General features: G+C 73.8%; 19 protein-coding genes. 12 read left to right on the forward strand and 7 right to left on the reverse strand.

Annotation, left to right across the window (positions count from 1 at the left end; genetic code table 11):
* Window positions 1-447, forward strand: a 447-nt coding sequence (locus ABME01_RS00005; RefSeq protein WP_495532339.1) for a ClpB D2-like domain containing protein, incomplete at its 5' end; no start/stop codon positions are given.
* 37 nt (window positions 448-484) lie between these two features.
* On the opposite strand, the gene ABME01_RS00010 is transcribed toward ABME01_RS00005, so the two are convergent.
* A complete protein-coding gene (locus tag ABME01_RS00010) occupies window positions 485-1,789 on the reverse strand; it encodes an MFS transporter (protein ID WP_353826588.1) in 1,305 nt (434 codons plus the stop codon).
* Window positions 1,790-1,881: 92 nt separating this feature from the next.
* Between ABME01_RS00010 and ABME01_RS00015 the strand changes: the two genes are divergently transcribed.
* The gene (locus tag ABME01_RS00015; protein WP_353826284.1) at window positions 1,882-3,438 is read left to right on the forward strand and encodes a carboxylesterase/lipase family protein; all 1,557 of its coding nucleotides are present in this window, start codon (window positions 1,882-1,884) and stop codon (window positions 3,436-3,438) included.
* Between the two features lie 35 nt (window positions 3,439-3,473).
* Entirely contained in the window at window positions 3,474-4,523 is a 1,050-nt protein-coding gene (locus ABME01_RS00020) for a zinc-dependent alcohol dehydrogenase family protein (protein WP_353826285.1), read from the forward strand.
* Between the two features lie 81 nt (window positions 4,524-4,604).
* On the opposite strand, the gene ABME01_RS00025 is transcribed toward ABME01_RS00020, so the two are convergent.
* Entirely contained in the window at window positions 4,605-5,195 is a 591-nt protein-coding gene (locus tag ABME01_RS00025; RefSeq protein WP_353826286.1) for a nitroreductase family protein, read from the reverse strand.
* A 121-nt stretch (window positions 5,196-5,316) separates the two neighbouring features.
* Window positions 5,317-6,408, reverse strand: coding sequence for a threonine aldolase family protein (locus tag ABME01_RS00030; protein WP_353826287.1), 1,092 nt, complete (start codon window positions 6,406-6,408; stop codon window positions 5,317-5,319).
* Between the two features lie 151 nt (window positions 6,409-6,559).
* Between ABME01_RS00030 and ABME01_RS00035 the strand changes: the two genes are divergently transcribed.
* From ABME01_RS00035 to ABME01_RS00050, 4 genes are all read left to right on the forward strand, one after another.
* Entirely contained in the window at window positions 6,560-6,706 is a 147-nt protein-coding gene (locus tag ABME01_RS00035; RefSeq protein WP_353826288.1) for a hypothetical protein, read from the forward strand.
* 139 nt (window positions 6,707-6,845) lie between these two features.
* Window positions 6,846-7,865 carry an extracellular solute-binding protein gene (locus ABME01_RS00040; protein ID WP_353826289.1) on the forward strand — a complete coding sequence of 340 codons (1,020 nt, stop codon included), beginning with the start codon at window positions 6,846-6,848 and terminating at the stop codon, window positions 7,863-7,865.
* A 13-nt stretch (window positions 7,866-7,878) separates the two neighbouring features.
* Window positions 7,879-9,498, forward strand: coding sequence for an ABC transporter permease (locus tag ABME01_RS00045; RefSeq protein ID WP_353826290.1), 1,620 nt, complete (start codon window positions 7,879-7,881; stop codon window positions 9,496-9,498).
* A complete protein-coding gene (locus tag ABME01_RS00050) occupies window positions 9,495-10,607 on the forward strand; it encodes an ABC transporter ATP-binding protein (protein WP_353826291.1) in 1,113 nt (370 codons plus the stop codon). Before ABME01_RS00045 ends, ABME01_RS00050 begins: the two co-directional genes overlap by 4 nt.
* An 11-nt stretch (window positions 10,608-10,618) precedes the next feature.
* Here the strand turns inward: ABME01_RS00050 and ABME01_RS00055 are convergent, their stop codons facing one another.
* A complete protein-coding gene (locus tag ABME01_RS00055; RefSeq protein WP_353826292.1) occupies window positions 10,619-11,011 on the reverse strand; it encodes a phage holin family protein in 393 nt (130 codons plus the stop codon).
* A gap of 161 nt (window positions 11,012-11,172) precedes the next feature.
* Between ABME01_RS00055 and ABME01_RS00060 the strand changes: the two genes are divergently transcribed.
* A complete protein-coding gene (locus tag ABME01_RS00060) occupies window positions 11,173-12,450 on the forward strand; it encodes an MFS transporter (protein WP_353826589.1) in 1,278 nt (425 codons plus the stop codon).
* A 32-nt stretch (window positions 12,451-12,482) separates the two neighbouring features.
* On the opposite strand, the gene ABME01_RS00065 is transcribed toward ABME01_RS00060, so the two are convergent.
* The 3 genes from ABME01_RS00065 to ABME01_RS00075 form a co-directional block, all read right to left on the reverse strand.
* On the reverse strand, window positions 12,483-13,325 hold the full coding sequence (locus tag ABME01_RS00065) for a PIG-L deacetylase family protein (RefSeq protein WP_353826293.1): 843 nt from the start codon (window positions 13,323-13,325) through the stop codon (window positions 12,483-12,485).
* 160 nt (window positions 13,326-13,485) lie between these two features.
* Window positions 13,486-14,145: an SDR family NAD(P)-dependent oxidoreductase gene (locus ABME01_RS00070; RefSeq protein WP_353826294.1), complete on the reverse strand. Its 660-nt coding sequence runs from the start codon at window positions 14,143-14,145 to the stop codon at window positions 13,486-13,488.
* A 95-nt stretch (window positions 14,146-14,240) separates the two neighbouring features.
* Window positions 14,241-15,704 (reverse strand): DUF6421 family protein, encoded by a 1,464-nt coding sequence (locus ABME01_RS00075; RefSeq protein WP_353826295.1) that lies wholly within the window; start codon window positions 15,702-15,704, stop codon window positions 14,241-14,243.
* A 384-nt stretch (window positions 15,705-16,088) separates the two neighbouring features.
* Between ABME01_RS00075 and ABME01_RS00080 the strand changes: the two genes are divergently transcribed.
* The 4 genes from ABME01_RS00080 (at window position 16,089) to ABME01_RS00095 (ending at window position 20,396) form a co-directional block, all read left to right on the forward strand.
* Window positions 16,089-16,541: a hypothetical protein gene (locus ABME01_RS00080; protein WP_353826296.1), complete on the forward strand. Its 453-nt coding sequence runs from the start codon at window positions 16,089-16,091 to the stop codon at window positions 16,539-16,541.
* A 400-nt stretch (window positions 16,542-16,941) separates the two neighbouring features.
* Complete coding sequence (locus tag ABME01_RS00085) at window positions 16,942-18,243, forward strand: polysaccharide deacetylase family protein (RefSeq protein ID WP_353826297.1); 1,302 nt, start codon at window positions 16,942-16,944, stop codon at window positions 18,241-18,243.
* A 63-nt stretch (window positions 18,244-18,306) separates the two neighbouring features.
* Entirely contained in the window at window positions 18,307-18,771 is a 465-nt protein-coding gene (locus ABME01_RS00090) for an LpqB family beta-propeller domain-containing protein (RefSeq protein ID WP_353826298.1), read from the forward strand.
* On the forward strand, window positions 18,768-20,396 hold the full coding sequence (locus ABME01_RS00095) for a DUF5671 domain-containing protein (protein ID WP_353826299.1): 1,629 nt from the start codon (window positions 18,768-18,770) through the stop codon (window positions 20,394-20,396). The genes ABME01_RS00090 and ABME01_RS00095 overlap by 4 nt, the downstream gene beginning before the upstream one ends.
* Window positions 20,397-20,402 lie beyond the last annotated feature (6 nt).

Genomic DNA, 20,402 nt, shown 5'->3' on the forward strand with positions numbered 1-20,402 from the left:
GAGAAGGAGGGCGCCGTGATGGCCGCCGTGCGGCAGTCGTTCAAGCCCGAGTTCGTGAACCGCCTCGACGACCTCGTGGTGTTCTCGACCCTCAGCGAGCAGGAGCTCGGCGAGATCGTGAACCTGCAGATCGACCGGCTCACCGCTCGGCTGCACGAGCGCCGGCTCGAGCTCGGGGTCACTCCCGACGCGCGCACCTGGCTGTCGGAGCGCGGCTACGACCCGCTGTTCGGTGCGCGTCCGCTGCGCCGGCTCATCCAGACCGAGGTGGCCGACCGGCTCGCTCGCTCGCTGCTCGCGGGCGAGATCCGCGACGGCGACACGGTCGTGGTGGGCCTCGCCGACGGCGGGGACCACCTGTCGGTCACCAGGGCCGACGCCCCGGGCGATGCACCCGAGGGTGGCGACCACGACGTGATCGACGCCGAGATCATCGAGGAGCCGTGATCGGCGCCGGCCCGCCCGAAGGTCGGCCGGCGCCGGGTCACCGAGCTTCCTCGGGCGGTGCCCCGGCCGCCTCCCCCTGCGACGACGGGGCGGCGACCGGGGGTTCGTCGGCGACGCCGTTCGCCGACGACGGGATCCGACGTTCGAGTGCGAGGGCGAGCACCATGATGAGCGCGCAGCCGACGAGCATGGTGGTGACGTAGGCGGCATCCCATCCGCGGTCGAGGAGCAGCCCCGCCGCGATCGGGCCCGCGATCGCCCCGCCCTGGAACGCGGCCGCGTTGACGGCGTTGACGCGCCCGCGATTGCGATCGGTGGCGAGGTCGTTGTACATCGCCGGCACGGTCGGCTGCAGCATGGTCTCGCCGAACGCGAAGACGCCCATGTACGCGAGGACGCCGATCGCGGCGGCGACGCTGCCCGGCACCAGCCCGGCGAGGCCGAGCACCACCCACGCGGTCGCCCAGACGAGCGCCATCACCTGCATGACGCGGGTCCGGCGGCGACCGGAGATCAGCTTCAGCACGGCGAACTGCAGGAGGACGATCACGCCCGTGTTGACCGCGAACGACAGGCCGACCACGCGCGTGGACACCTCGGCGACCTGGCGGGCGAACGCCGGGAACCCCGCCTCGAGCTGCCCGTACCCGATGAACACCGAGATGAAGGTGATGAGCGTGAGCCAGACCACCGCCGGCATCCGCAGGATCTGACGGTAACTGGCGGTCGTGCCGGCGTCGTCGTCGCCCGGGTCGCCCTGGGTGCGGACGTGCCGCAGGGGGCCGAGCAGCAGCACGATCGGGATGAGCCCGCATGCCGCGTTGGCGAGGAAGGCGGCGCTGAAGGTGATGGGGTTCTGCACGTCGACGAGGAACCCGCCGACGATGCCGCCGACGCCGATGCCCAGGTTCACGAGGGCGAAGTTGATGCCGAAGTACTGCTGGCGCAGCTCGCCGCCGACCACGCTCGCGACGAGCGCGTTGAAGCCCGGCCACGAGATGCCGAAATTGACCCCGATCAGCACGAGGGCGACGGCGGCGACCGCGGGATGCGTCGCGAACGCCAGCAGGCTCGCGCCGAGGATCATCGAGGAGAACCCGGTGAGCAGCACCGCACGGGCCCCGAACCGGTCGATGAGGGTGCCGCCGGGCCCCGTGACGGCGAGCGCCGTGATCGCGATCAGGCTCATGAGGACGCCCGAGAGCCCGAGGTCGAAGCCGCGCACCTCGGTGAGGTAGATGATCGTGAACGGCAGCGTGAGCCCGCGCCCGAGGGTCTGGATCGCGACCGTCGAGAGCAGCCAGCGACCCTCGGTGGGGAGGGCGCCCCAGAAGCCCCGCATCGTCGTCACCAGCGCATTCTGCCCGATCCCGCCGACATCCGCCGGACGTCCCGGTCACCCGCCGTTCACCCTCCCGACCTAGGTTCGGTCCCGTGGCGGGCGGAGCGCAGGGCGAGGATCCGCTCGTCGTCGAGACCGGCTCGGGCGCGGTGCGGGGGCGACGACGGCGCGGCACGCGGCAGTGGCGCGGCATCCCGTACGCGGCCGCCCCCGCGGGCGACCTGCGCTTCCGTGCACCGCGGCCGCACCCGGACTGGGACGGGGTCCGCGACGCGGCCGCCTACGGGCCGGTGGCGCCGCAGCATCGCCGAGGGCAGTTCCTGGGCGCCGCGGAGCACCTCGCCCGCAGCGAGGACTGCCTGAGCCTCAACGTCATCGCGCCCGACGACGCACGTCCCGGCGACGGCAGGCCGGTCATGGTCTTCGTGCACGGCGGCGCGTACAGCGTCGGCTCGTCCGGCGAGTACCCGCGCCAGGGCGAGCGGCTGGTCCGGGAGCACGGCATCGTCTACGTGAGCCTCAACTACCGGCTCGGGGCGCTCGGATGGCTCGACCTGCGGGCCTACTCGCGGCCGGATCGCCCGATCGAGGCGAACCTCGGGCTCCGCGACCAGGTCGCCGCCCTCGAGTGGGTGCGCCGCAGCGTGCGCGCCTTCGGCGGAGACCCCGGCAGGGTGACGCTGTTCGGCGAGTCCTCGGGGGCGAACTCGGTCACGACCCTCCTCGCCGTCCCGGCGGCCGGGGGCCTGTTCGCGCGGGCGATCGCCCAGAGCTCGCCGGCGAACGCCGTCTACCCGGCCGAGGTCGCGCAGCGATGGGCGGCGGAGTACGTGCGGATCCTCGCCCGGCTCGTCGACGACGACGACCTCCAGAGCGAATCGACCGAGGATGCCGCGGCGATGCTCGTCGGCGCCGACGGGATGCGCCTCGCCGACGCGACGACCGCGCTCTGCGTCCGCACGCCGGACGAGAACCCCGGCACGATCGCGCTGGCGCCGGTGATCGACGGCGCGTTCCTGCCCGAGCGTCCGCTCGACGCGTTCCGCGACGGGCGCGCCCACCGTGTCCCGCTCATCGTGGGCACCAACGATCGGGAGGGATCGCTGTTCGAGGGCCGCATCGGCATCCTGCCCACGACGAAGCCGCGCATCCGCGCGATCTTCGCGAACACGCCCAAGAAGGCGCGGAAGGCGATCAAGGCGCGCTACCCGGGCCTGCCCGAGCGTCGCCCCGCGGCCGACTTCGCCGGCGACTTCACGTTCTGGTTCCCGACGATCAAGGTCGCGGAGCGGCACTCGAGGTGGGCTCCGACCTGGTGCTACCGGTTCGACGCGGCCCCGCGCACGGCGCGCCTGCTCGGGCTCGACGCCACGCACGGGCTCGAGCTGTTCGCGCTGTTCGACAAGTTCGACACCCCTGTCGGCGCCGGGCTCACCCTGCTCGGCGGTCGCCGGATGTTCCAGGCGGTGGGGCGGCGCATGCGGGGCCATTGGGCGGGCTTCGCGGCATCCGGCGCACCGGGCGTCGACTGGCCGCGCTACGACGAGGTGGACCGCCGCACGCTCGTCTTCGACCGCGCGGATCGGGTCGTCGCCGACCCGCGCCGGAAGAAGCGCCGGGCGTGGCAGGAGTTCGTGCCCCACGTCTGAGGGAACGGTCGGGCGGGGCACGTAGGCTCGCCCTCATGCTCGCAACCATGATCCACGCTGCCCGTGACATCCGCGTCGAGGAGGTGCCCGACCCCGAGCTCTCCACCGGAGGCGACGCGATCGTGCGGGTCGTCGCCGCCTGCGTCTGCGGGTCCGACCTGTGGCCGTACCGGGGCGTGACCCCGACGAAGGAACCCCACCGGATCGGGCACGAGTTCGTCGGCGTCGTGGAGGAGGTCGGACCGGAGGTGGTCGAGGTCAGGCCGGGCGACTTCGTGATCGCCCCGTTCTACGTGTGCGACGGCACGTGCACGCACTGCCGGAACGGCGTGAGCACCTCGTGCGAGTCGGGCAGCTGGTGGGGCGGCGAGGACCGGGTCGGCGGCGTCGCCGACGGCGGCCAGGGCGAGCGCGTGCGCGTGCCGCTGGCCGACGGGACCCTGTTCGTGGTCCCGGGCCCCGTGGCCGACGACGAGGTGCCCGGGCTGCTCGCGCTCTCCGACGTGATGGGCACCGGTCACCACGCCGCGGTCTCGGCCGGCGTGGGCGAGGGCGATTCCGTCGTCGTGGTCGGCGACGGCGCGGTGGGGCTGTGCGCCGTGATCGCGGCGAAGCGGCTCGGTGCGACGACGATCATCGCGATGTCGCGCCACGCCGACCGCCAGGCGCTCGCTCGCGAGTTCGGTGCGACCCACGTCGTCGAGGAGCGCGGCGACGAGGGGGTCTCGCGGATCATGGAGCTCACCGACGGCATCGGCGCGGACCGGGTCCTCGAATGCGTGGGCACGAAGGAGTCGATGGACCAGGCCCTGCGCTCGACGCGCCCCGGCGGTTCGGTCGGCTACGTCGGCGTCCCGAACGGCGGACCCGAGCTGCCGGTGCGGCCGATGTTCAGCCGCAACGTCGGCGTGAACGGCGGCGTGGCGCCGGTGCGCGGCTACATCGGGGAACTGCTGCCCGACGTCCGCTCCGGCGCGATCCGGCCGGGGCTCGTCTTCGACCTCGAGCTGCCGCTGTCGGAGGCCGCCGAGGCCTATGCGGCGATGGACGAGCGGCGCGCGACCAAGGTGCTGCTCCGGCCGTAGGCGGGACGATACGGGCCGGCCCCGAGGACGGGGCGGACGCCGCGGCTCGCGACCTCCGACCCGTCCGGGAGCGCAGGCGGGTCAGGCCGCGGCGATGACGATCTCGTCGAGCGGCTTGCGGCTGCGCGGAGCGGCCTCGCGCTCGCGCAACGGCTCGGGAAGCGCCGCGGCGTCCCCCACCTTGCCGATCGCCGTGATCGAAACGACCTGCAGGCCCTCGCGCAGGCCGAACGCCGCGGCGAGGCGAGCGGCGTCGAATCCGCCCATCTGGTGGGTGTGCAGTCCGTCGTGCTGGGCCTGCACGGTCATGTGCGCGACCGCCTGGCCCAGGTCGTAGCTCGCCCACGGGCGTGCCTCGCCGGCCTCGTCCACCGTCTCGGCGATGTTGACGACGAGGGCGGCGGCCGAGTCGGCCCAAGCCTGGTTGAACCCCATGAGCGCGTCGTGGACGGTCGCGAAGGCCGCGGATCCGCGGCGGGCGACGATGAACCGCCAGGGCTGGTGGTTCATCGCCGACGGCGCCCACCGGGCGGCCTCGAGCAGCGTCGAGACGTCGCGGTCGGACAGCTCGGCGGTGGGGTCGTAGGCGCGCGGGCTCCAGCGCTCGATGAGGGGCGCGATGAGCGGGGCGTCGGTGGGGACGTGGCGAGAGGTGATGTCGATGAGGGTCATTGCTGACGGTGCCTTCCGATGTCGCTGGCGGATCTGCCGGGACACCGTCGGCCCGGTGTATTGCAACGCATGGAGCCGCGCGGTATTCCGGGACGGGTCCGCGGAGCGTGCATCTCGCGACTCAGGCCGCCGCGAGCGCGAGCTCCTCGCGGATGCCGGCCACGAACGCGTCGATGTCGGCCTCGGTCGTGTCGAACGAGCACATCCAGCGCACCTCGTCGCGGGCGGCGTCCCAGTCGTAGAACTTGAATCCGCGCTCGCGGAGTCGGTCGGCGACGCCGGCGGGCAGCGTCGCGAAGACGCCGTTCGACTGGGTCTCCTGCGTGAACGAGAGCCCGGGCAGCTCGCCGGCGGCGATGCCGGCGTCGAGCGCGTCGCGGAGGCGTCGCGCCATCGCGTTGGAGTGCGCGGCGTTGCGCAGGTACAGGTCGCCGTCGAGCAGCGCGATGAGCTGCGCCGAGACGAAGCGCATCTTCGACGAGAGCTGCATGTTGAGCTTGCGCAGGTACTTCAGGCCCTCGGACGCCGAGGGGTTCAGCACGACGATGGCCTCGCCGAGCAGCGCACCGTTCTTCGTGCCGCCGAAGCTCAGCACGTCGACGCCGGCATCGCGCGTGAACGCGTGCAGGGGCAGCCCCAGGGATGCCGCGGCGTTCGAGATGCGCGCACCGTCCATGTGCAGCGTCATCCCGCGCTCGTGCGCGTGGTCGGCCAGCGCCCGGATCTCGTCGACCGAGTACGCCGTGCCGAGCTCGGTGGTCTGGGTGATCGAGACGACCAGCGGCTGTGCTCGGTGCTCGTCGCCCCAGCCCCAGGCCTCGCGGTCGACGAGGTCGGGGGTGAGCTTGCCGTCCTCGGTCGGCACGGTGAGCAGCTTGATGCCGCCGACCCGCTCGGGCGCGCCGCCCTCGTCGACGTTGATGTGGGCGGTCGAGGCCGAGATCACGGCGCCCCAGCGGGGCAGCATCGACTGCAGCGCGGTGACGTTCGCGCCGGTGCCGTTGAAGACGGGATAGACCTCGACCGGGTCGCCGAAGTGCCGTGCGAACACCTCGTGCAGGTGCCCGGTGTAGTCGTCGTCGCCGTAGGCGACCTGGTGCCCGCCGTTGGCGCCCGCGATCGCGGCGAGCACCTCGGGGTGCACGCCGGAGTAGTTGTCGGAGGCGAAGCCGCGGAAGGCGGGGTCGTGCAGGGGCTGGAACTCGTGGGTCACCGGATGATTCTCCCAGACCGGCGAGCACCTGCCGAGCCGGGCGGTGCGCCGGGGGGCGCGCCCATGCCGGCCCCGAGCATCGCGATGAACGTTCCATGAACCCCGGCGCAACCCGTTGACGGCGGAGGTGCCGACCGGGGAGCGTGGCCGCGTGATCGATCGAACCATGGCCCCCTATCTCATCGGCTTCACCCTGTGCGTCGGCAGCGTGCTCGGCCTCGCGGCCTGCACGACGGGCACGGAGGGGGAGGGCCGGGCCGCCGGCGCGGCCGCCGTCGAGGTGCTCGGCGCGCACTGACCCGCTCGCGGCGCGTCCGCCGGCCGCCGTGGCCGGGGCGCGCTCGGGGCGACCGGCCCGGGAGGTTAGGCTAAGCTAACCTGGGCCCGCATCCGACGGGCGCTCATGTTCCCCGAACGATGATGGAGCCAGTACGCCCATGCGCGCACGCCGCGGACTCGTCCTCGCCGGCGGCCTCGCCGCCGCCGCCACGCTCGCCCTGACCGGGTGCACCGCCCCGGCCGACGACGAGGAGACGCTCACCGTCTACGTGGGCCGGGCCGAATCCCTGGTCGGCCCGCTCATCGAGCAGTTCGAGGAGGAGTCCGGCATCCGCGTCGAGGCGCGCTACGCCGCGACGCCCGAGCTCGCCGCGCTCGTCCTGGAGGAGGGGGACCGGACCCCGGCCGAGGTGTTCCTCTCGCAGGATGCGGGCGCGCTCGGCGCGCTCGCCGACGCCGACCTCGTCGCGCCGATCCCGGCCGACCTCGCCGACCTGATCCCCGACGGCTTCACCTCGCAGGACGACTCGTGGATCGGGGTCACCGGTCGCGCCCGTGTCCTGGCCTACGACGGCGAGCAGCTCGCCGAGGACGAGGTGCCGGACACCGTGGACGACCTCACCGGCGACGAGTGGTCCGGAGAGGTGGCCTTCGCACCCGGGAACGCGAGCTTCCAGTCGTTCATAACCGCGCTGCGCGTGCTCGAGGGCGAGGACGCCGCGGCCGAGTGGGTGGAGGGCATGGCGGCGAACGACCCCGAGCTGACCGAGAACAACCTCGCGTCCCTCGACCTGGTGAACACCGGGCAGGCGCAGATCGGGCTCATCAACCACTACTACTGGTTCCGGCAGGCCGCCGAGGTCGGCGCCGACAACATGCGCGCCCAGCTGAAGTTCCTCCCCGGCGACCCCGGCGGCATCGTCAACGTCACCGGCGCCGCCATCATGGACGGCGCCGCCGACGACCCCGCCGCCCTCGCGTTCGTGGAGTTCCTCGTCTCCGAGCAGGCGCAGCGGTACTTCGTCGAGGAGACGTTCGAGTACCCCCTGCTGCCCGGCGTCGACGCACCCGAGGGCCTTCCGGCCATCGAGACCCTGCTGAACCCGGGCCTCGACCTCAGCGACCTCGACTCCGTGGGCGAGTCGCAGCGCCTGCTCGCCGACAACGGCCTGATCTGACCGGACGACGGCCATGGATGTCGCGGGGATCGCGCCGGAGGCGGCGACCCGACCGACCGTCGGGCCCGGCCCGACCGGGTCGGGCGCGTCGCCTCGCGCCCGCCGCCCGTGGGGGCTCGTCGCGGCCTCCGTCGCGGCGGTGGCGCTCGCGGCAATCCCGATCATCCACCTGGTCGTGCGCGTCGCCTCGGCCGACCCCGCGGAGCTCGCCGCCGTCTTCGACCGGCCCCGGATCCCCTTGCTGGTGGGCAACTCGGTGCTCCTGGCCGGGTCGGTGACCGCGACGGCCGTGGTGCTCGGCGTGCCGAGCGCGTTCCTCCTCGCCCGCGCGCGGCTGCGCTGGCGCGGGATGTGGGCGGTGCTCGCCGCGCTGCCGCTCGCGATGCCGTCCTACCTCGCCGCCTACGGATGGCTCGCCTGGCAGCCGTCGATGAAGGGCTTCTGGGCCGCGTGGCTCGTGCTGAGCTTCGTCTCCGTGCCGTACGTCACCCTCCCGGTCGCGGCCGCCCTGCGCATCGGCAGCACCGGCCTCGACGACGTGGCCCGCACGCTCGGCCGCGGGCCCCTCGGGTCGTTCATGCTGGGCACCTGGCCGCAGATCCGGCCGGCGGTGCTGGCCGGCGCGCTGCTCGTGTGCCTGTACACGCTCAGCGACTTCGGCGGCGTCGCCCTGTTCCGGTTCCCCGTGCTCACGACCGCCATCCAGCAGGCCTACTCGGCGAGCTTCAGCCGCGACGAGGCGGCCGTGCTCGCGGTGCTCCTGGTGACCCTGGCCCTGCTCGTCGTGCTCGGCGAGCAGGTCGCGCGCGGGCGGGCGGCCCGGCGCATCCAGTCCGCGCCCGCGGTCGGGCGGCGGCGGATGGTGCGACTCGGCCGATGGACGGCGCCCGCGATGGGCCTGCTCGTGCTCGTCCCCGCGGTCGGGGTGGTCGTCCCGGTCGCGGTGCTGCTCGGCCGGGTGCTCACCGCCGAGACGGTGCAGGCGTTCGACGCCGCGAACCTCGGCCGTGCGCTCGCGAACACGGTGATGCTCTCGGCCGGCGGGGCCGTCGTGGCCGTGCTGCTCGCGCTGCCGATCGGCGTGCTCGCCGCGCGGTACCGGGGCCGCCTCGTGCGCGCCGTCGAGTCCGCCGGGTACCTCGCGCTCGGCCTGCCGGGCATCGTCGTCGGGCTCTCGCTCGTCTTCTTCTCGCTCAGCGTCGTGCCCGCGCTGTACCAGACCGCGCTGGTGCTGGCGTTCGGGTACGGCGTGCTGTTCATGCCCAAGGCGATCGGCTCCATCCGCTCGGCCACCGCGCAGGTGCCGACCTCGCTCGAGGACCTCTCGCGCACGCTCGGCAATTCCCGCGCCCGCACCTGGTGGGCGGTGACCGCGCGCCTCGCGCGGCCGGGGATCTTCGCCGCGGCCCTGCTCGCCGCCGTGTCGGCGATGAAGGAGCTGCCCGCGACGCTCATGCTCCGCCCCACGGGCACCGACACGCTCGCGACCGAGCTCTGGCAGCGCACCGACATCTCCGCGTACGGCGCGGCGGCCCCGTACGCGGTCGCACTGCTGCTGGTCGCCGCGGTTCCCGCCTTCCTCCTCTCCAACGCGCGCGCGGGACGCGTCGCCACCAGGGAGGCGATCGCGTGAGCCGGCTCGAGGTCCGCGACCTGACGGTCGGCTACGAGTCGGCGGCCGTGCTCCACGGCGTCGGCGTCGAGGTGCCCCACGGCGAGCTGCTCGCGATCGTGGGGCCGAGCGGATGCGGCAAGACGACGCTCCTGCGCACGATCGCGGGGCTCCTGCGCGCGCAGTCCGGCGAGATCCGGATCGGGCAGCGCATGGTGACCACTCACGGCATCCACCTCGCACCCGAGAAGCGGCGGATCGGCTGGGTGCCGCAGGACGCAGCGCTCTTCCCGCACCTCACGGTCGGCGAGAACGTGGCCTTCGGCATGCTCGCCGGTCGCGCCTCATCGCGCGCGGCACGGCGCGCGGCACGATCCGACGAGGTGCGCCGCCTGCTCGACCTCGTCGACCTCGCGCCGCTGGCCGACCGCCTCCCTGGCCAGCTCTCGGGCGGGCAGGCGCAGCGCGTGGCGCTGGCCCGTGCGCTCGCCTCCGGGCCGGAGCTCGTGCTGCTCGACGAGCCGTTCGGCGCGCTCGACCCGATGCTTCGCGCCGACCTGCGCGTCGCGGTGCGCGAGCTGCTGCGCGCCGAGGGCGTCACGGGCATCCTCGTCACCCACGACCAGGCCGAGGCACTCTCGATCGCCGACCACGTCGCCGTGATGCGCGGCGGCGAGGTGCTCCAGCTCGGCACGCCCGAGGAGGTGTACCGGACCCCCTCCACCCCGTGGGTCGCCGGGTTCGTCGGCGACGCGGTCTTCCTGCCGGGCGTGCTCCACGGCGACGAGGTCGTCACCGGGCTCGGTCGCCTGCGGGCGCTCCCGGTGCCGGACGCCGCGGGCCTCGCGCCGGACGACGGCGCCGAGGTGACCGTGCTCGTCCGCCCCGAGGAGGTCCGGGTCCGCCGGGTCGACGGCCCCACGGTCGTCGGCGACGGGACGGGCGACGAGCTCGACGGCGTCGTCGCCGACGTCGAGTACACGGGGCACGACGCCATGCTGCACGTGGCGCTCGCCGACGGACGCGGGCTGCGGGCGCGGGTCACCGCATCCGGGCTGGTGGCCCGGGGCGCCGAGGTGCGCGTCTCGATCGCCGGCCCGGTGCTCGCCTACCGGCCCGAGCCCGCCTAGGGCCGCCGGCGTCAGGTCCGGGCGCGGCGGTCGTCCACGCGACCCTTCAGCCACCACAGGCCGAGCAGCCAGGTGCCGAGCGCCGTGATGATCCACATGATCAGCGTGGCGAGGATCCACGTCACGATGCCGTCGACGCGGATGCCGTTCGGGAACAGCGACGCGATCAGCAGCGCCACGAACGTCGAGACCAGGCCGATGCCGCCGAGGATCGCGGAGGCGTACTGGCGTGCCACGTTGAAGATGAACGGCGCCAGGATCGCCTGGGCGACGGTGAACACGATCACGGCGACGATGAACCCCGCCGCGTCGAGGTGGAAGTCCGGCAGGATCCACGCGGTGACGAGCAGGCCGACGGCCGCCGTCACGAGCGAGATCGCGACATTGATCAGGAACCGCACCATGGGCGAAGCGTAGCGCCGCCGGAGCCGCCGCCGACAGGGCCGGATGGACCCCGGTGGCGGACGGCGCGCGCCGGGTGCAGGATGGCACCCGTGGCCGCACCGACGGGATCGGGTTCGTGACCGCCGGCGCGGGCGACGACGGCGGGCGCGCGGCGCGGCGCGTGCAGGGCACGTTCTACACGCTGACGCTCGGCAACACGCTCGCGGCGAGCTTCATCTGGGGCATCAACACGTTGTTCCTGCTCGACGCGGGCCTGAACAACCTCGAGGCGTTCGCGGCGAACGCCTTCTTCAGCCTCGGCATGTTCCTGTTCGAGATCCCCACGGGGGTGGTGGCGGACACCGTCGGGCGCCGGGCCTCGTACCTGCTCGGCACGGTCACGCTCGCGGCGACGACGGTCCTGTACTGGCTGCTCTGGCTCTGGGAGTCGCCGTTCTGGGCGTGGGCGCTGGTGTCGGTGCTGCTCGGGCTCGGGTTCACGTTCTTCTCGGGTGCCGTCGACGCGTGGCTGGTCGACGCGCTCACCGCGACGTCGTATCGCGGCAGCCTCGAGACGGTGTTCGGGCGGGCGATGGTGGTCTCGAGCGCCGCGATGCTCGGCGGCTCCGTGCTCGGCGGCGTGGTCGCGCAGGCGACGAACCTCGGCGTGCCGTTCCTGCTGCGCGGCGGCGTGCTCGTGCTGATGTTCGTCGTCGCCGCCGTGCTCATGCACGACATCGGGTTCACGCCCGAGCGCGGCCTCGGCCCGGTCCGCGCGTCGCGCGAGGTGCTCCGGGCGTCGCTGAAGTACGGCCTCGGCCGCCGCCCGGTGCGCTGGCTCATGCTCGCGACGCCGTTCACCACCGCCGTCGGCTTCTTCGCGTTCTACGCACTCCAGCCGTACCTGCTGGAGCTCTGGGGCGACGAGGGCGCCTACTCGATCGCCGGTCTCGCGGCCGCCCTGCTGTCGGGTGCGGGCATCGTCGGCGGGCTCTGCGCTCCGCTCGTGCGGCGGTGGTTCCGCAAGCGCACGTCGGTGATCCTCCTCTCCGCGGCCACGAGCACCGGCGTGCTCGTCGCGCTCGGGTTCACGACCGAGTTCTGGGTGGCGGTCGTGCTCATCGCGGTCTGGGGCGTGGCGTCGTCGATCGACGATCCGGTCCACCGGTCGTACCTGAACGACATGATCCCGTCGAAGCAGCGTGCGACCGTGCTCTCGTTCGACTCACTGCTCGGCAGCGCCGGCGCCGCGGCGATCCAGCCCGGGCTCGGCCGCGCCGCCGACCTCGGCGGGTACGGGACGTCGCTGCTCTTCACCTCCGGCGTGCAGGTCCTCGCGCTGCCGTTCATCCTGCTCAGCCGTTCGGAGCGCGACCCGGCCGACACGGCCGTCTCGGTCACGCCGGGCGCTCCCTCCGACGAGTCCGCCGACGCCGCGGAGCCGACCGAGACGTCCTGATCCCGGGTCGTCGGGCGCGCGTGCCGGGGCGGTCAGGCGATCGGGTCGGCCCCGAGATCGCGCACGTGGTAGAACTCGTGGTCCCAGAGCGCGTAGATCGCCCAGGTGGGGAGGATGTACGAGGCCGGCATGAAGTCGCGCTGGGAGGCGTGGATCTGCCATCCCTCGAACTTCTTGCCGACCTCGGCCGGCATGGCGTAGTCGGGCTCGGGCTGGTTCGCGGCGACGAACGCACCGGTCTCGCCGCCGAACGTCGTGAGCGCCTTCGTCGGGCTGATCGTGTAGACGAGGTGGTCGGGGCCGGCGTAGGAGCCGCCCGAGGCGGCGAGCTCGGCGATCGCGCGCTCGGTGGCCCGCCCCATCGCCATGTGGTCGGGGTGTCCCGTGGCGCCGCTCTCCGGCCAGAAGGCGACGACGACGTCGGGACGGAACCGCCGCAGCTCGTCGGCGACGCGCTCGACGAGCTCGTCCTCGTAGCGCTCGAGCACGCGGCCGTCCGGGTACTCCCACACCTCGTGCTCGTCGACGCCGAGGTTGAAGCTGTTCTTGAGGGCCTCGGCCTTGCGGACGTCGCCGAGGTCGTCCGGTCTCGCGACCACCGGCACCTGGTGGCCCGCCTCGCCGCGCGTCGCGGTGATCATGGCGGTCTCGGCGCCGCCCTGGTGGGCGCGCCAGAACAGTCCGTTGACCGTCTGCTCGTCGTCGGGGTGGGCGAAGACGCCGAGCACGCGCTCGCCGTCGAGTTCGGCGACGACGGAATCGACGCCCCTGGCTGCGGGCTCGTGGAAGAGGTCGCGGCCCGCCCAGTAGGCCGCTCCAGCGGCGGCGAGGACGACGGCGGACACGGTGATGAGCGCGACGGTGCGCTTGCGCATGGGAGTGGGGGCTCTCGTTCGGGCGGATCGGGTCGTTCGGGATCGTACCCGCCGTTCACCCGAATCCCGAATCGCGTTCGGCATCGCGCTGGTCGGGCTCAGCCGAGGCGCGCAGCCGATGCATCGGCGTGCCGCCTCCCGTCCGAGCGGCCCGGGCCGGTCAGCCCTCGAGGGTCGTGACCCGCCCGTTCAGGTCGGCCCCATCGGCATCCGTCGACCACAGCGCGACGACCTCGTCGGCCAGGCGCTGCTCGAGGCCGGCGAGCGACTTCACGCGGAACGTGACGGCCGCGGCCGGCGACTCGGCCTTGGCGATGCCGTCGGCGAGTGAGCGCATCCACGACTCGCTCGCCGCCTTGACCGAGGTGTAGTTCGCGCCGCCGGCGGTCGGCTTCTCGACCGTCGTCGACGACACGATCGCGATGCGGCCGGCCTCGGATCCGAGCAGGTCGTCCCAGAACACGCGGCTGACGTAGCGGAGCGCGGTGAACGAGCGCTCCAGGACGCGGTAGTCCTCCTCGGTCTGGCCCGGGATGCCGCCGCCGCCGCGCCAGCCGCCGACCAGGTGCACGATCCCGTCGACGTCGCCGACGTGGGCGTGCACGCGCATCGCGAGTTCGAGCACGTCGTCGCCGTCGGTCAGGTCCGCGCGCTCGCCGACGACGCCCGGGAGGTCGACCTCGAGCTCGTCGAGGCGGCCCTGGTGGGTGCCCACGACGACCACCTTCGCACCGGCGTCGACCAGGGCGCCCGCGACGGCGCGACCCGAGGCGCTCGTGGCGCCGGCGATGACGATGACCTTGTCCTGCAGGGTGTTCACGGTAGGGGATCCTCTCATGGCGCGAGCCACCCGGGGCGATCGGCGGATGCCGAGGGGTCGTCCCGGGTGGCTCGCAGGGGTGGTGCGGGCCGGCGTCAGGCGTCGGCGGCGGTGATGCCGACCGTCGACTCGATCACCGGCTTCATCTTCTTGTCGAGCGCCTCGTAGAACATCGACAACGGGAACTCGTCGTCCATCACGAGGTCGGTGTAGCCCTTCGGCGGCCCGGCGAGCACCTCGCGCGGCAGGCCGTCGGCCCACACCGAGGCCGGGTTGGGCGTGAGCACGCCGCGCACCAGTTCGTAGGCCGCGAGCCAGTGCGACGTCTTGGGTCGGTCGATCGACTTCCAGTACAGCTCGTCGATGGCGTCGCCCAGCTCGACCACCGCGTCCGGCACGGCCTCCCAGTCGAACGTGAGCTTCACGTCGGTCCAGTCGAGCACGTGCTTCTGGTGCAGCCACGCGAACAGCAGCTGGCCGCCGAGCCCGTCGTAGTTGCGCACGCGCGAGCCGGTGATCGCGAAGCGGAAGATCCGATCGAAGATGACCGCGTACTGCACGAGCTTCGCGTGCTCGAGCAGCTGTCCGCCGGTGGCGTCGAGCTCCTCGCCCTGCTCGACCCGCGCGCGCAGTCCGCGCTCGATCTTCACCGACTCGCGGAACGCGGTCAGGTCGCAGCGCAGCTCCTCGAGCGAGTAGAGGAAGAACGGCATCCGCTGCTTGATCATGAACGGATCGAACGGCAGGTCGCCGCGCATGTGCGTGCGGTCGTGGATGATGTCCCACATCACGAAGGTGCGCTCGGCCAGGTCCTGGTCGTCGAGCAGGCTCGCCGCGTCCTCCGGGAGCTCGAGCTTCGTGATCTCCGACGCCGCGCGGACCACCCTGCGGTACCGGGCGGCCTCGCGGTCCTGGAAGATCGCGCCCCACGTGAAGGCCGGGATCTCGCGCATCGCCACGGTCTCGGGGAACAGCACCGCCGAGTTGGTGTCGTACCCCGGGGTGAAGTCGACCAGCCGCAGGCTCACGAACAGCTTGTTGCCGTAGTCGCCGGCCTCCAGGTGCGCGATGAACTCCGGCCAGATGGTCTCGACGACGAGCGCCTCGACGTGGCGGTCCGACGAGCCGTTCTGCGTGTACATCGGGAAGACCACCAGGTGGCGGATCCCGTCGACGCGGTGCAGCTGCGGCTGGAACTCGACGAGCGAGTCGAGGAAGTCCGGCACGCCGAGCCCCTCGGCCTTCCACCGGCGGAAGTCGGCCTGGAGCGCCTCGAGGTACGCGGCCTCGTGGGGGAAGCGGGGAGCGAGCTCCGTGATCGACGCGACGATGGCGTCGACGAGCTCGCCGGCTGCGGCGACGTCGGACGCCTCGGGGACGGAGCCGTCCTTGACCTGCAGCGACTGGAGCGCGGTGGCGGACTCCTTGAGCCGCAGCCAGGCGGCGTCGTGCTCGACCCCGTCGGCCAGGGCGATGAGCTCGGGCGTGATCTCGATGCCGGCGCCGTCCTCGAGGACCTCGGGTTCGCCAACGATCGTCGCCATGGTGGTCTGTGACATCGGAACCTCCGTTCTCATCGGTCGGGCCGCATCGGCGGCGTGTGGGCGCGCGACATCCGCGTGCAGTCCAAGGCTACGTTCGCAGCCTTCGCGATTGCTTGCAGCCCGGCGCGGGAATCTTGCGTGGAACTCGCTCGGCGCGCGGGCATCCTGCGGCAGAGGTCGATGGGGGGCGTGCACACGCTCGACCGCCCTGCGTGCCTGCACCGAGTCCACCCCTGAGGGCGTGCTCCGGGCGCCCGCCGCTCACCCCTGACGCGGGTTCCGGGGTGCCCTCGCCGAGGAGGCGGGACGACCCGGATCCCGTCGCGGCGCGTGCTCCGTAGCGTCGGCAACGACCCGAAACCGACCGGCACCCGGTCGGAACTGGGAAGGAACGGAACCATGCGCACCACCAAGTCCGCAGCACTCATCATCGCCGGGTCCCTGGCCCTGCTGATCGGGGGCGGCACCGCCACCGCCGCGTGGGGCGGCCCATCCCGCGACAGCCTCACGCCGTCCGTGTTCGGTCTCGCGCGCGGTCACGTCGTCGTCCTCGACGACCTCTCGCCGCTCACCGGGGTCGGACCCCTGGTCGACGCCGTCCGGCCCGTCTCGGAGTCGCCGTCGCTGTTCACCGCGGACGTCCGACGCGAACTGCACGGTGCGACCGTCTCGACGCCGCGCACGTGGACGGCCGACGAGCGTCGCGCGCTGCACGGCATGACCGCCGACGCGGCGTCCGGCGCCGAACGCCAGGGCCAGCGGCTGGCCGCCTACGCCGAGTCGATGCAGCAGCACGCGGATTCGGACGGCGGAGCCGACGACGACCTCTCCCCGTTGCGGAGCGGCCGATGAGGTCGTCCAGCCGGAGCATCCGCGATGGGCGCGGCAGGTCGCTTCGACCGCCGCGCCCATCGCCGCGTCGCGGCCGCCGCGTCGTCACTGGGAAGGCCCGTGGCTCGCGCGTACGCTTGGGGGCATGGGGGTGGCGGCGCGACGCCCACGGCTGCGGGCGATGCTCGCCGTCGGTGCGATGGCGGTCGGGGTCCTCGCGCTGAGCGCGTGCGACCCGGCACTCGGCCCGCCGGGCGCGGGAGCCGAGCCCGGAGCGACACCCGCCTCGTCCGCCACGTCCGCGTCCGAACCGCCCGAGACCGATGACGTCCCGGCACCCGCGACCGGCCCCCGCGTGGTTCCGGGACCACCCCGGGCGAGTGCGACGCAGTCTCGCGCGCTCGTGCCTCGCCTGGCCGCGATGCGGACCGACGCCATCGGCGTCACGGCTCGCTGGGCGATCCCACCCGGGTCGAGTGCGCTCGGCGACGCACTGACCGCGCGGGTCTCCGAGGCCGTCCGCGGGTTCGCCGCGGCGCACGGAACGACCTGGTCGCCGGGCGTCGACCTCGTCGCGGGCGGGGTCGCGACGCCCTGCGCCGGCGGTGCGGCGTTCGCGCCGTCGACGACCCGGCTCACCATCACGTGCTCGGTGGTGGTGGCGTCCGGACCGGTCGTCGGGGAGCGGATGGTCGTGACCTCGACCGAGCCGGGGGCGTCCGCGACGGTGCAGCGCGAGGTCTGGTACTCGGACGCCGCCGGCGGGGCCGTGCTGACGGGCACCGACCTCTACGACGCGGGCACCGAGCGCCGGGTGCTCGGCCTCGTCACGGAGGGCCTCCGCGAGGCCGGCAGGGTCGCGGCCGCCGACGACCCGTTCTCCGGACTCGACGCCGCCTCGGCGCGCGCGCTGCTCGCCGACTCGGCCGCGACCGGGGCGGGCGTCGTCGTCACGCTCGCCGTCCCCGGCGCCGCACGGGCGGGCCCCACCTCGGTGCACCTCCCCGCGCGGCTGCTCGCCCCGTTCCTCTCGGACGCCGGTCGCACCGTGCTCACGGCGGCGGCGTCCGGCGATCCCTACGCGCCGCCGGACGCACCGGCCGGCGCCGACCCGATCGACTGCACCCTCACGGCCTGCGCCTCCATCACGTTCGACGACGGCCCGTCCTCGCTCACGGCGGGACTGCTCGACCTGCTCGACGACGAGCGGGTCCCCGCGACGTTCTACGTGCAGGGCGCGTACGTCTCGCGGAACCCCGGCACCGCGGCGCGCGCCGTGGCCGCCGGGCACGAGCTGGGCAACCACACCTGGGGCCATCCCGACCTCACGAAGCTCACCGATGACGAGGTGCGCCGGGAGGTGGTGAGCACGCAGCAGGCGATCGCCGACGCGACCGGCGTCCGGGCGGCGAGCATCCGGCCGCCGTACGGCGCCTCGGACCAGCGGGTCCGGGAGCTCGTCGACCTGCCCTTCGTCGTGTGGGATGTCGACACCCGCGACTGGCAGGACCCGGGCGTCGACGTGGTCGTCGAACGCGCGGTCGGACAGGCCGCGCGCGGCAGCGTCATCCTCATGCACGACACGCACGGCGACACCGTCGCCGCCGTGCCCGACGTGATCGACGGGCTGCGTGCGCGCGGGTTCGAGCTCGCGACCGTGTCGGGCCAGTTCGACGGTCGCCTGCCGGGGCCGGGCGAGCTCGTCGGCCACGGCCCGCGATGAGGTCGGCGCGCCGGGAGACTTAGGTCCGGACCCCACCGCCCCGGCCGCGGGATGATGCGTGGCATGGATGACGCCCGCTCGGGTCCCGACCGCACGCTCCTGGCCATCCTGGTCGCCCTGGTCGTGCTGGTGATCGCCGCCCTGCTGATCGTCTTCACCCGTGGCGCGCCCGAGCTGCTCGATCCCGAGACGCCCGAGGGCGTCGTGCAGCGGTACGCCGAGGCCGTGCTCGAGGGCGACGAGGCCGCAGCGACCGCGCTGCTCACCGACGAGGTCGCCGACGACTGCGTCCGGATGCCGCGGACGGGCGACGACGGCGTCCGGGTGACGCTCGTCGGCACGACGGACCGCGGTGAGACGGCCGACGTCGAGGTGCGGATCGTGACGACGTACGCCGACGGTCCCTTCGGGGCGTCGGAGTACGAGGAGCGGGGCACGTTCGACCTGGTGCGCGTCGACGGCGACTGGCGCATCGAGACCGCACCGTGGCCGCTCGCGGTCTGCGACCCGTCGACGGTGGGCCGATGAGCGCCGGGCGCGGCTCCGCGCAGTCCTCGGTGCGCCGCATCATCGTCTTCGTCCTGCTGTTCGTGCTGGTCGCGATCGCCGCGATCGGCATCGGCGGCCTCCTGGACCGGCTCCTCGACACGGATCCCGAGCTCGTCTCCGGGGGCGCCGCCGACCTGGCGCTGTCGCTCGCGTTCGCGCTCATCGGCGGGCCGCTCGCGGCCCTGCTGTGGTGGGCGACCTGGCGACGCCTCGGCGATCCCGACGAGCGCGGGGCCGTCTCGTGGGGGCTCTACCTCGCGGCGATGCTGACGGTCTCGCTCATCGTCGCGACCGCGGGCATCGCCGGGGCGCTCGCGGGCCTCGCGGTCGGCCGGTGGGAGCCGAGCAGCCTCGCGACCGGCGTCGCCTGGCTGCTCGTGTGGCTCTGGCATCGATGGATGCTCGCCCATGCGGCGAAGGGTCCGACGCGGCTCGCCGGCGTCGCCCCGGTCCTCGGGGCCGCGTACGGGCTCGTCGTGACCGCGGTCGGCACCGCGGGCGCGCTCACGGGGCTGTTCGACGCGGCCCTGCGCGCGTGGTCCGACACCGCGATCGTCGGCGCGACCTGGTGGCGTGCCGCGGCGGGCGGCCTCGCGTGGGCCGCGGTCGGCGCCGCGGTCTGGTGGTGGCACTGGGTGCGCGACCGCGTCCGCGACGACCGCACGGCCTTCGCGGGAGTCGTGCTCGTGGTCGTCGGGATCCTCGGCGGGGCCGCGGCGACGCTCGCGGGGCTCACCGCCGCGCTGCTCGTGGTGCTCCGCCTCGCGTTCGATGCGGGCGACGGCCCGGCCGTGCTGGTCGAGCCGCTCGGCGGGGCGCTGGCGATCGCCGCCGTCGGCGGGATCGTGTGGCGCCTGCACGCGGGCGTCGCCGCCGGGCGCGACGGGGGCGTGCGCCGTGCCGCCCGGCTCGTGGTCTCCGGACTCGGGCTCGCGTTCGCGGCCTCCGGCATCGGCGTGGTCGTGAACGCCGCGCTCGCCGCGCTGGCCGATCCGATCGCCGCGACCGGGACGCGCGCGCTGCTGCTCGGCGGGATCAGCGCACTCGTGGTCGGCGGCCCCACGTGGTGGCTCGCGTGGCGACCGATGCGCGCCGTCGACCCGTCTGAGGCCGCGGACGTGGGCCGCCGCGTCTACCTCGTCGCGGTCTTCGGCGCGAGCGCGATCGTCGCGATCGTGACGCTCATCGTGATCGGCTACCGCCTGTTCGAGTCTGCGCTCGACCCCGTCCCGGGCTCGGAGCTCCTGGATCGGGTGCGGGCGCCGATCGGCCTGCTCGTCGCGACCGCCCTCGTCTTCGGCGTCCACTTCGCGACCTGGCGGCGCGACCGCGCGGCGGCCGCGAGCGCCGAGCCGGGGACCGTGCGGCGGATCGGTCGCGTCGTGCTCGTCGCGGCCGGAGACGCAGCCCCGCTCGCACGGGCGATCGCCGACGCGACGGGCGCCGCCGTGACGACGTGGCCGAGGGTGCCGGTCGACGGCGAGGACGGTGCGCCGGTCGACCCGGCCCGGGTCGTGGCGGCCCTGGAGGACGCCGCCGCGCGCCGCGTGCTGGTGCTGGCGGGTCCGGGCGAGCGCGTCGACGTGGTGCCGCTGGTCGAGTGAGGCGGT

The organism is Agromyces litoreus, from assembly GCF_040496015.1.
In the GTDB taxonomy this organism is placed as follows: domain Bacteria; phylum Actinomycetota; class Actinomycetes; order Actinomycetales; family Microbacteriaceae; genus Agromyces; species Agromyces litoreus.

Bases quoted from the DNA above. Each gene is read 5' to 3' on its own strand.
- ABME01_RS00010 (WP_353826588.1), bottom strand. From the start codon at position 1,789: ATGCGGGGCTTCTGGGGCGCCCTCCCCACCGAGGGTCGCTGGCTGCTC.
- ABME01_RS00020 (WP_353826285.1), top strand. From the start codon at position 3,474: ATGCTCGCAACCATGATCCACGCTGCCCGTGACATCCGCGTCGAGGAG.
- ABME01_RS00025 (WP_353826286.1), bottom strand. From the start codon at position 5,195: ATGACCCTCATCGACATCACCTCTCGCCACGTCCCCACCGACGCCCCG.
- ABME01_RS00040 (WP_353826289.1), top strand. From the start codon at position 6,846: ATGCGCGCACGCCGCGGACTCGTCCTCGCCGGCGGCCTCGCCGCCGCC.
- ABME01_RS00045 (WP_353826290.1), top strand. From the start codon at position 7,879: ATGGATGTCGCGGGGATCGCGCCGGAGGCGGCGACCCGACCGACCGTC.
- ABME01_RS00055 (WP_353826292.1), bottom strand. From the start codon at position 11,011: ATGGTGCGGTTCCTGATCAATGTCGCGATCTCGCTCGTGACGGCGGCC.
- ABME01_RS00065 (WP_353826293.1), bottom strand. From the start codon at position 13,325: ATGCGCAAGCGCACCGTCGCGCTCATCACCGTGTCCGCCGTCGTCCTC.
- ABME01_RS00075 (WP_353826295.1), bottom strand. From the start codon at position 15,704: ATGTCACAGACCACCATGGCGACGATCGTTGGCGAACCCGAGGTCCTC.
- ABME01_RS00080 (WP_353826296.1), top strand. From the start codon at position 16,089: ATGCGCACCACCAAGTCCGCAGCACTCATCATCGCCGGGTCCCTGGCC.
- ABME01_RS00085 (WP_353826297.1), top strand. From the start codon at position 16,942: ATGCGGACCGACGCCATCGGCGTCACGGCTCGCTGGGCGATCCCACCC.
- ABME01_RS00090 (WP_353826298.1), top strand. From the start codon at position 18,307: ATGGATGACGCCCGCTCGGGTCCCGACCGCACGCTCCTGGCCATCCTG.
- ABME01_RS00095 (WP_353826299.1), top strand. From the start codon at position 18,768: ATGAGCGCCGGGCGCGGCTCCGCGCAGTCCTCGGTGCGCCGCATCATC.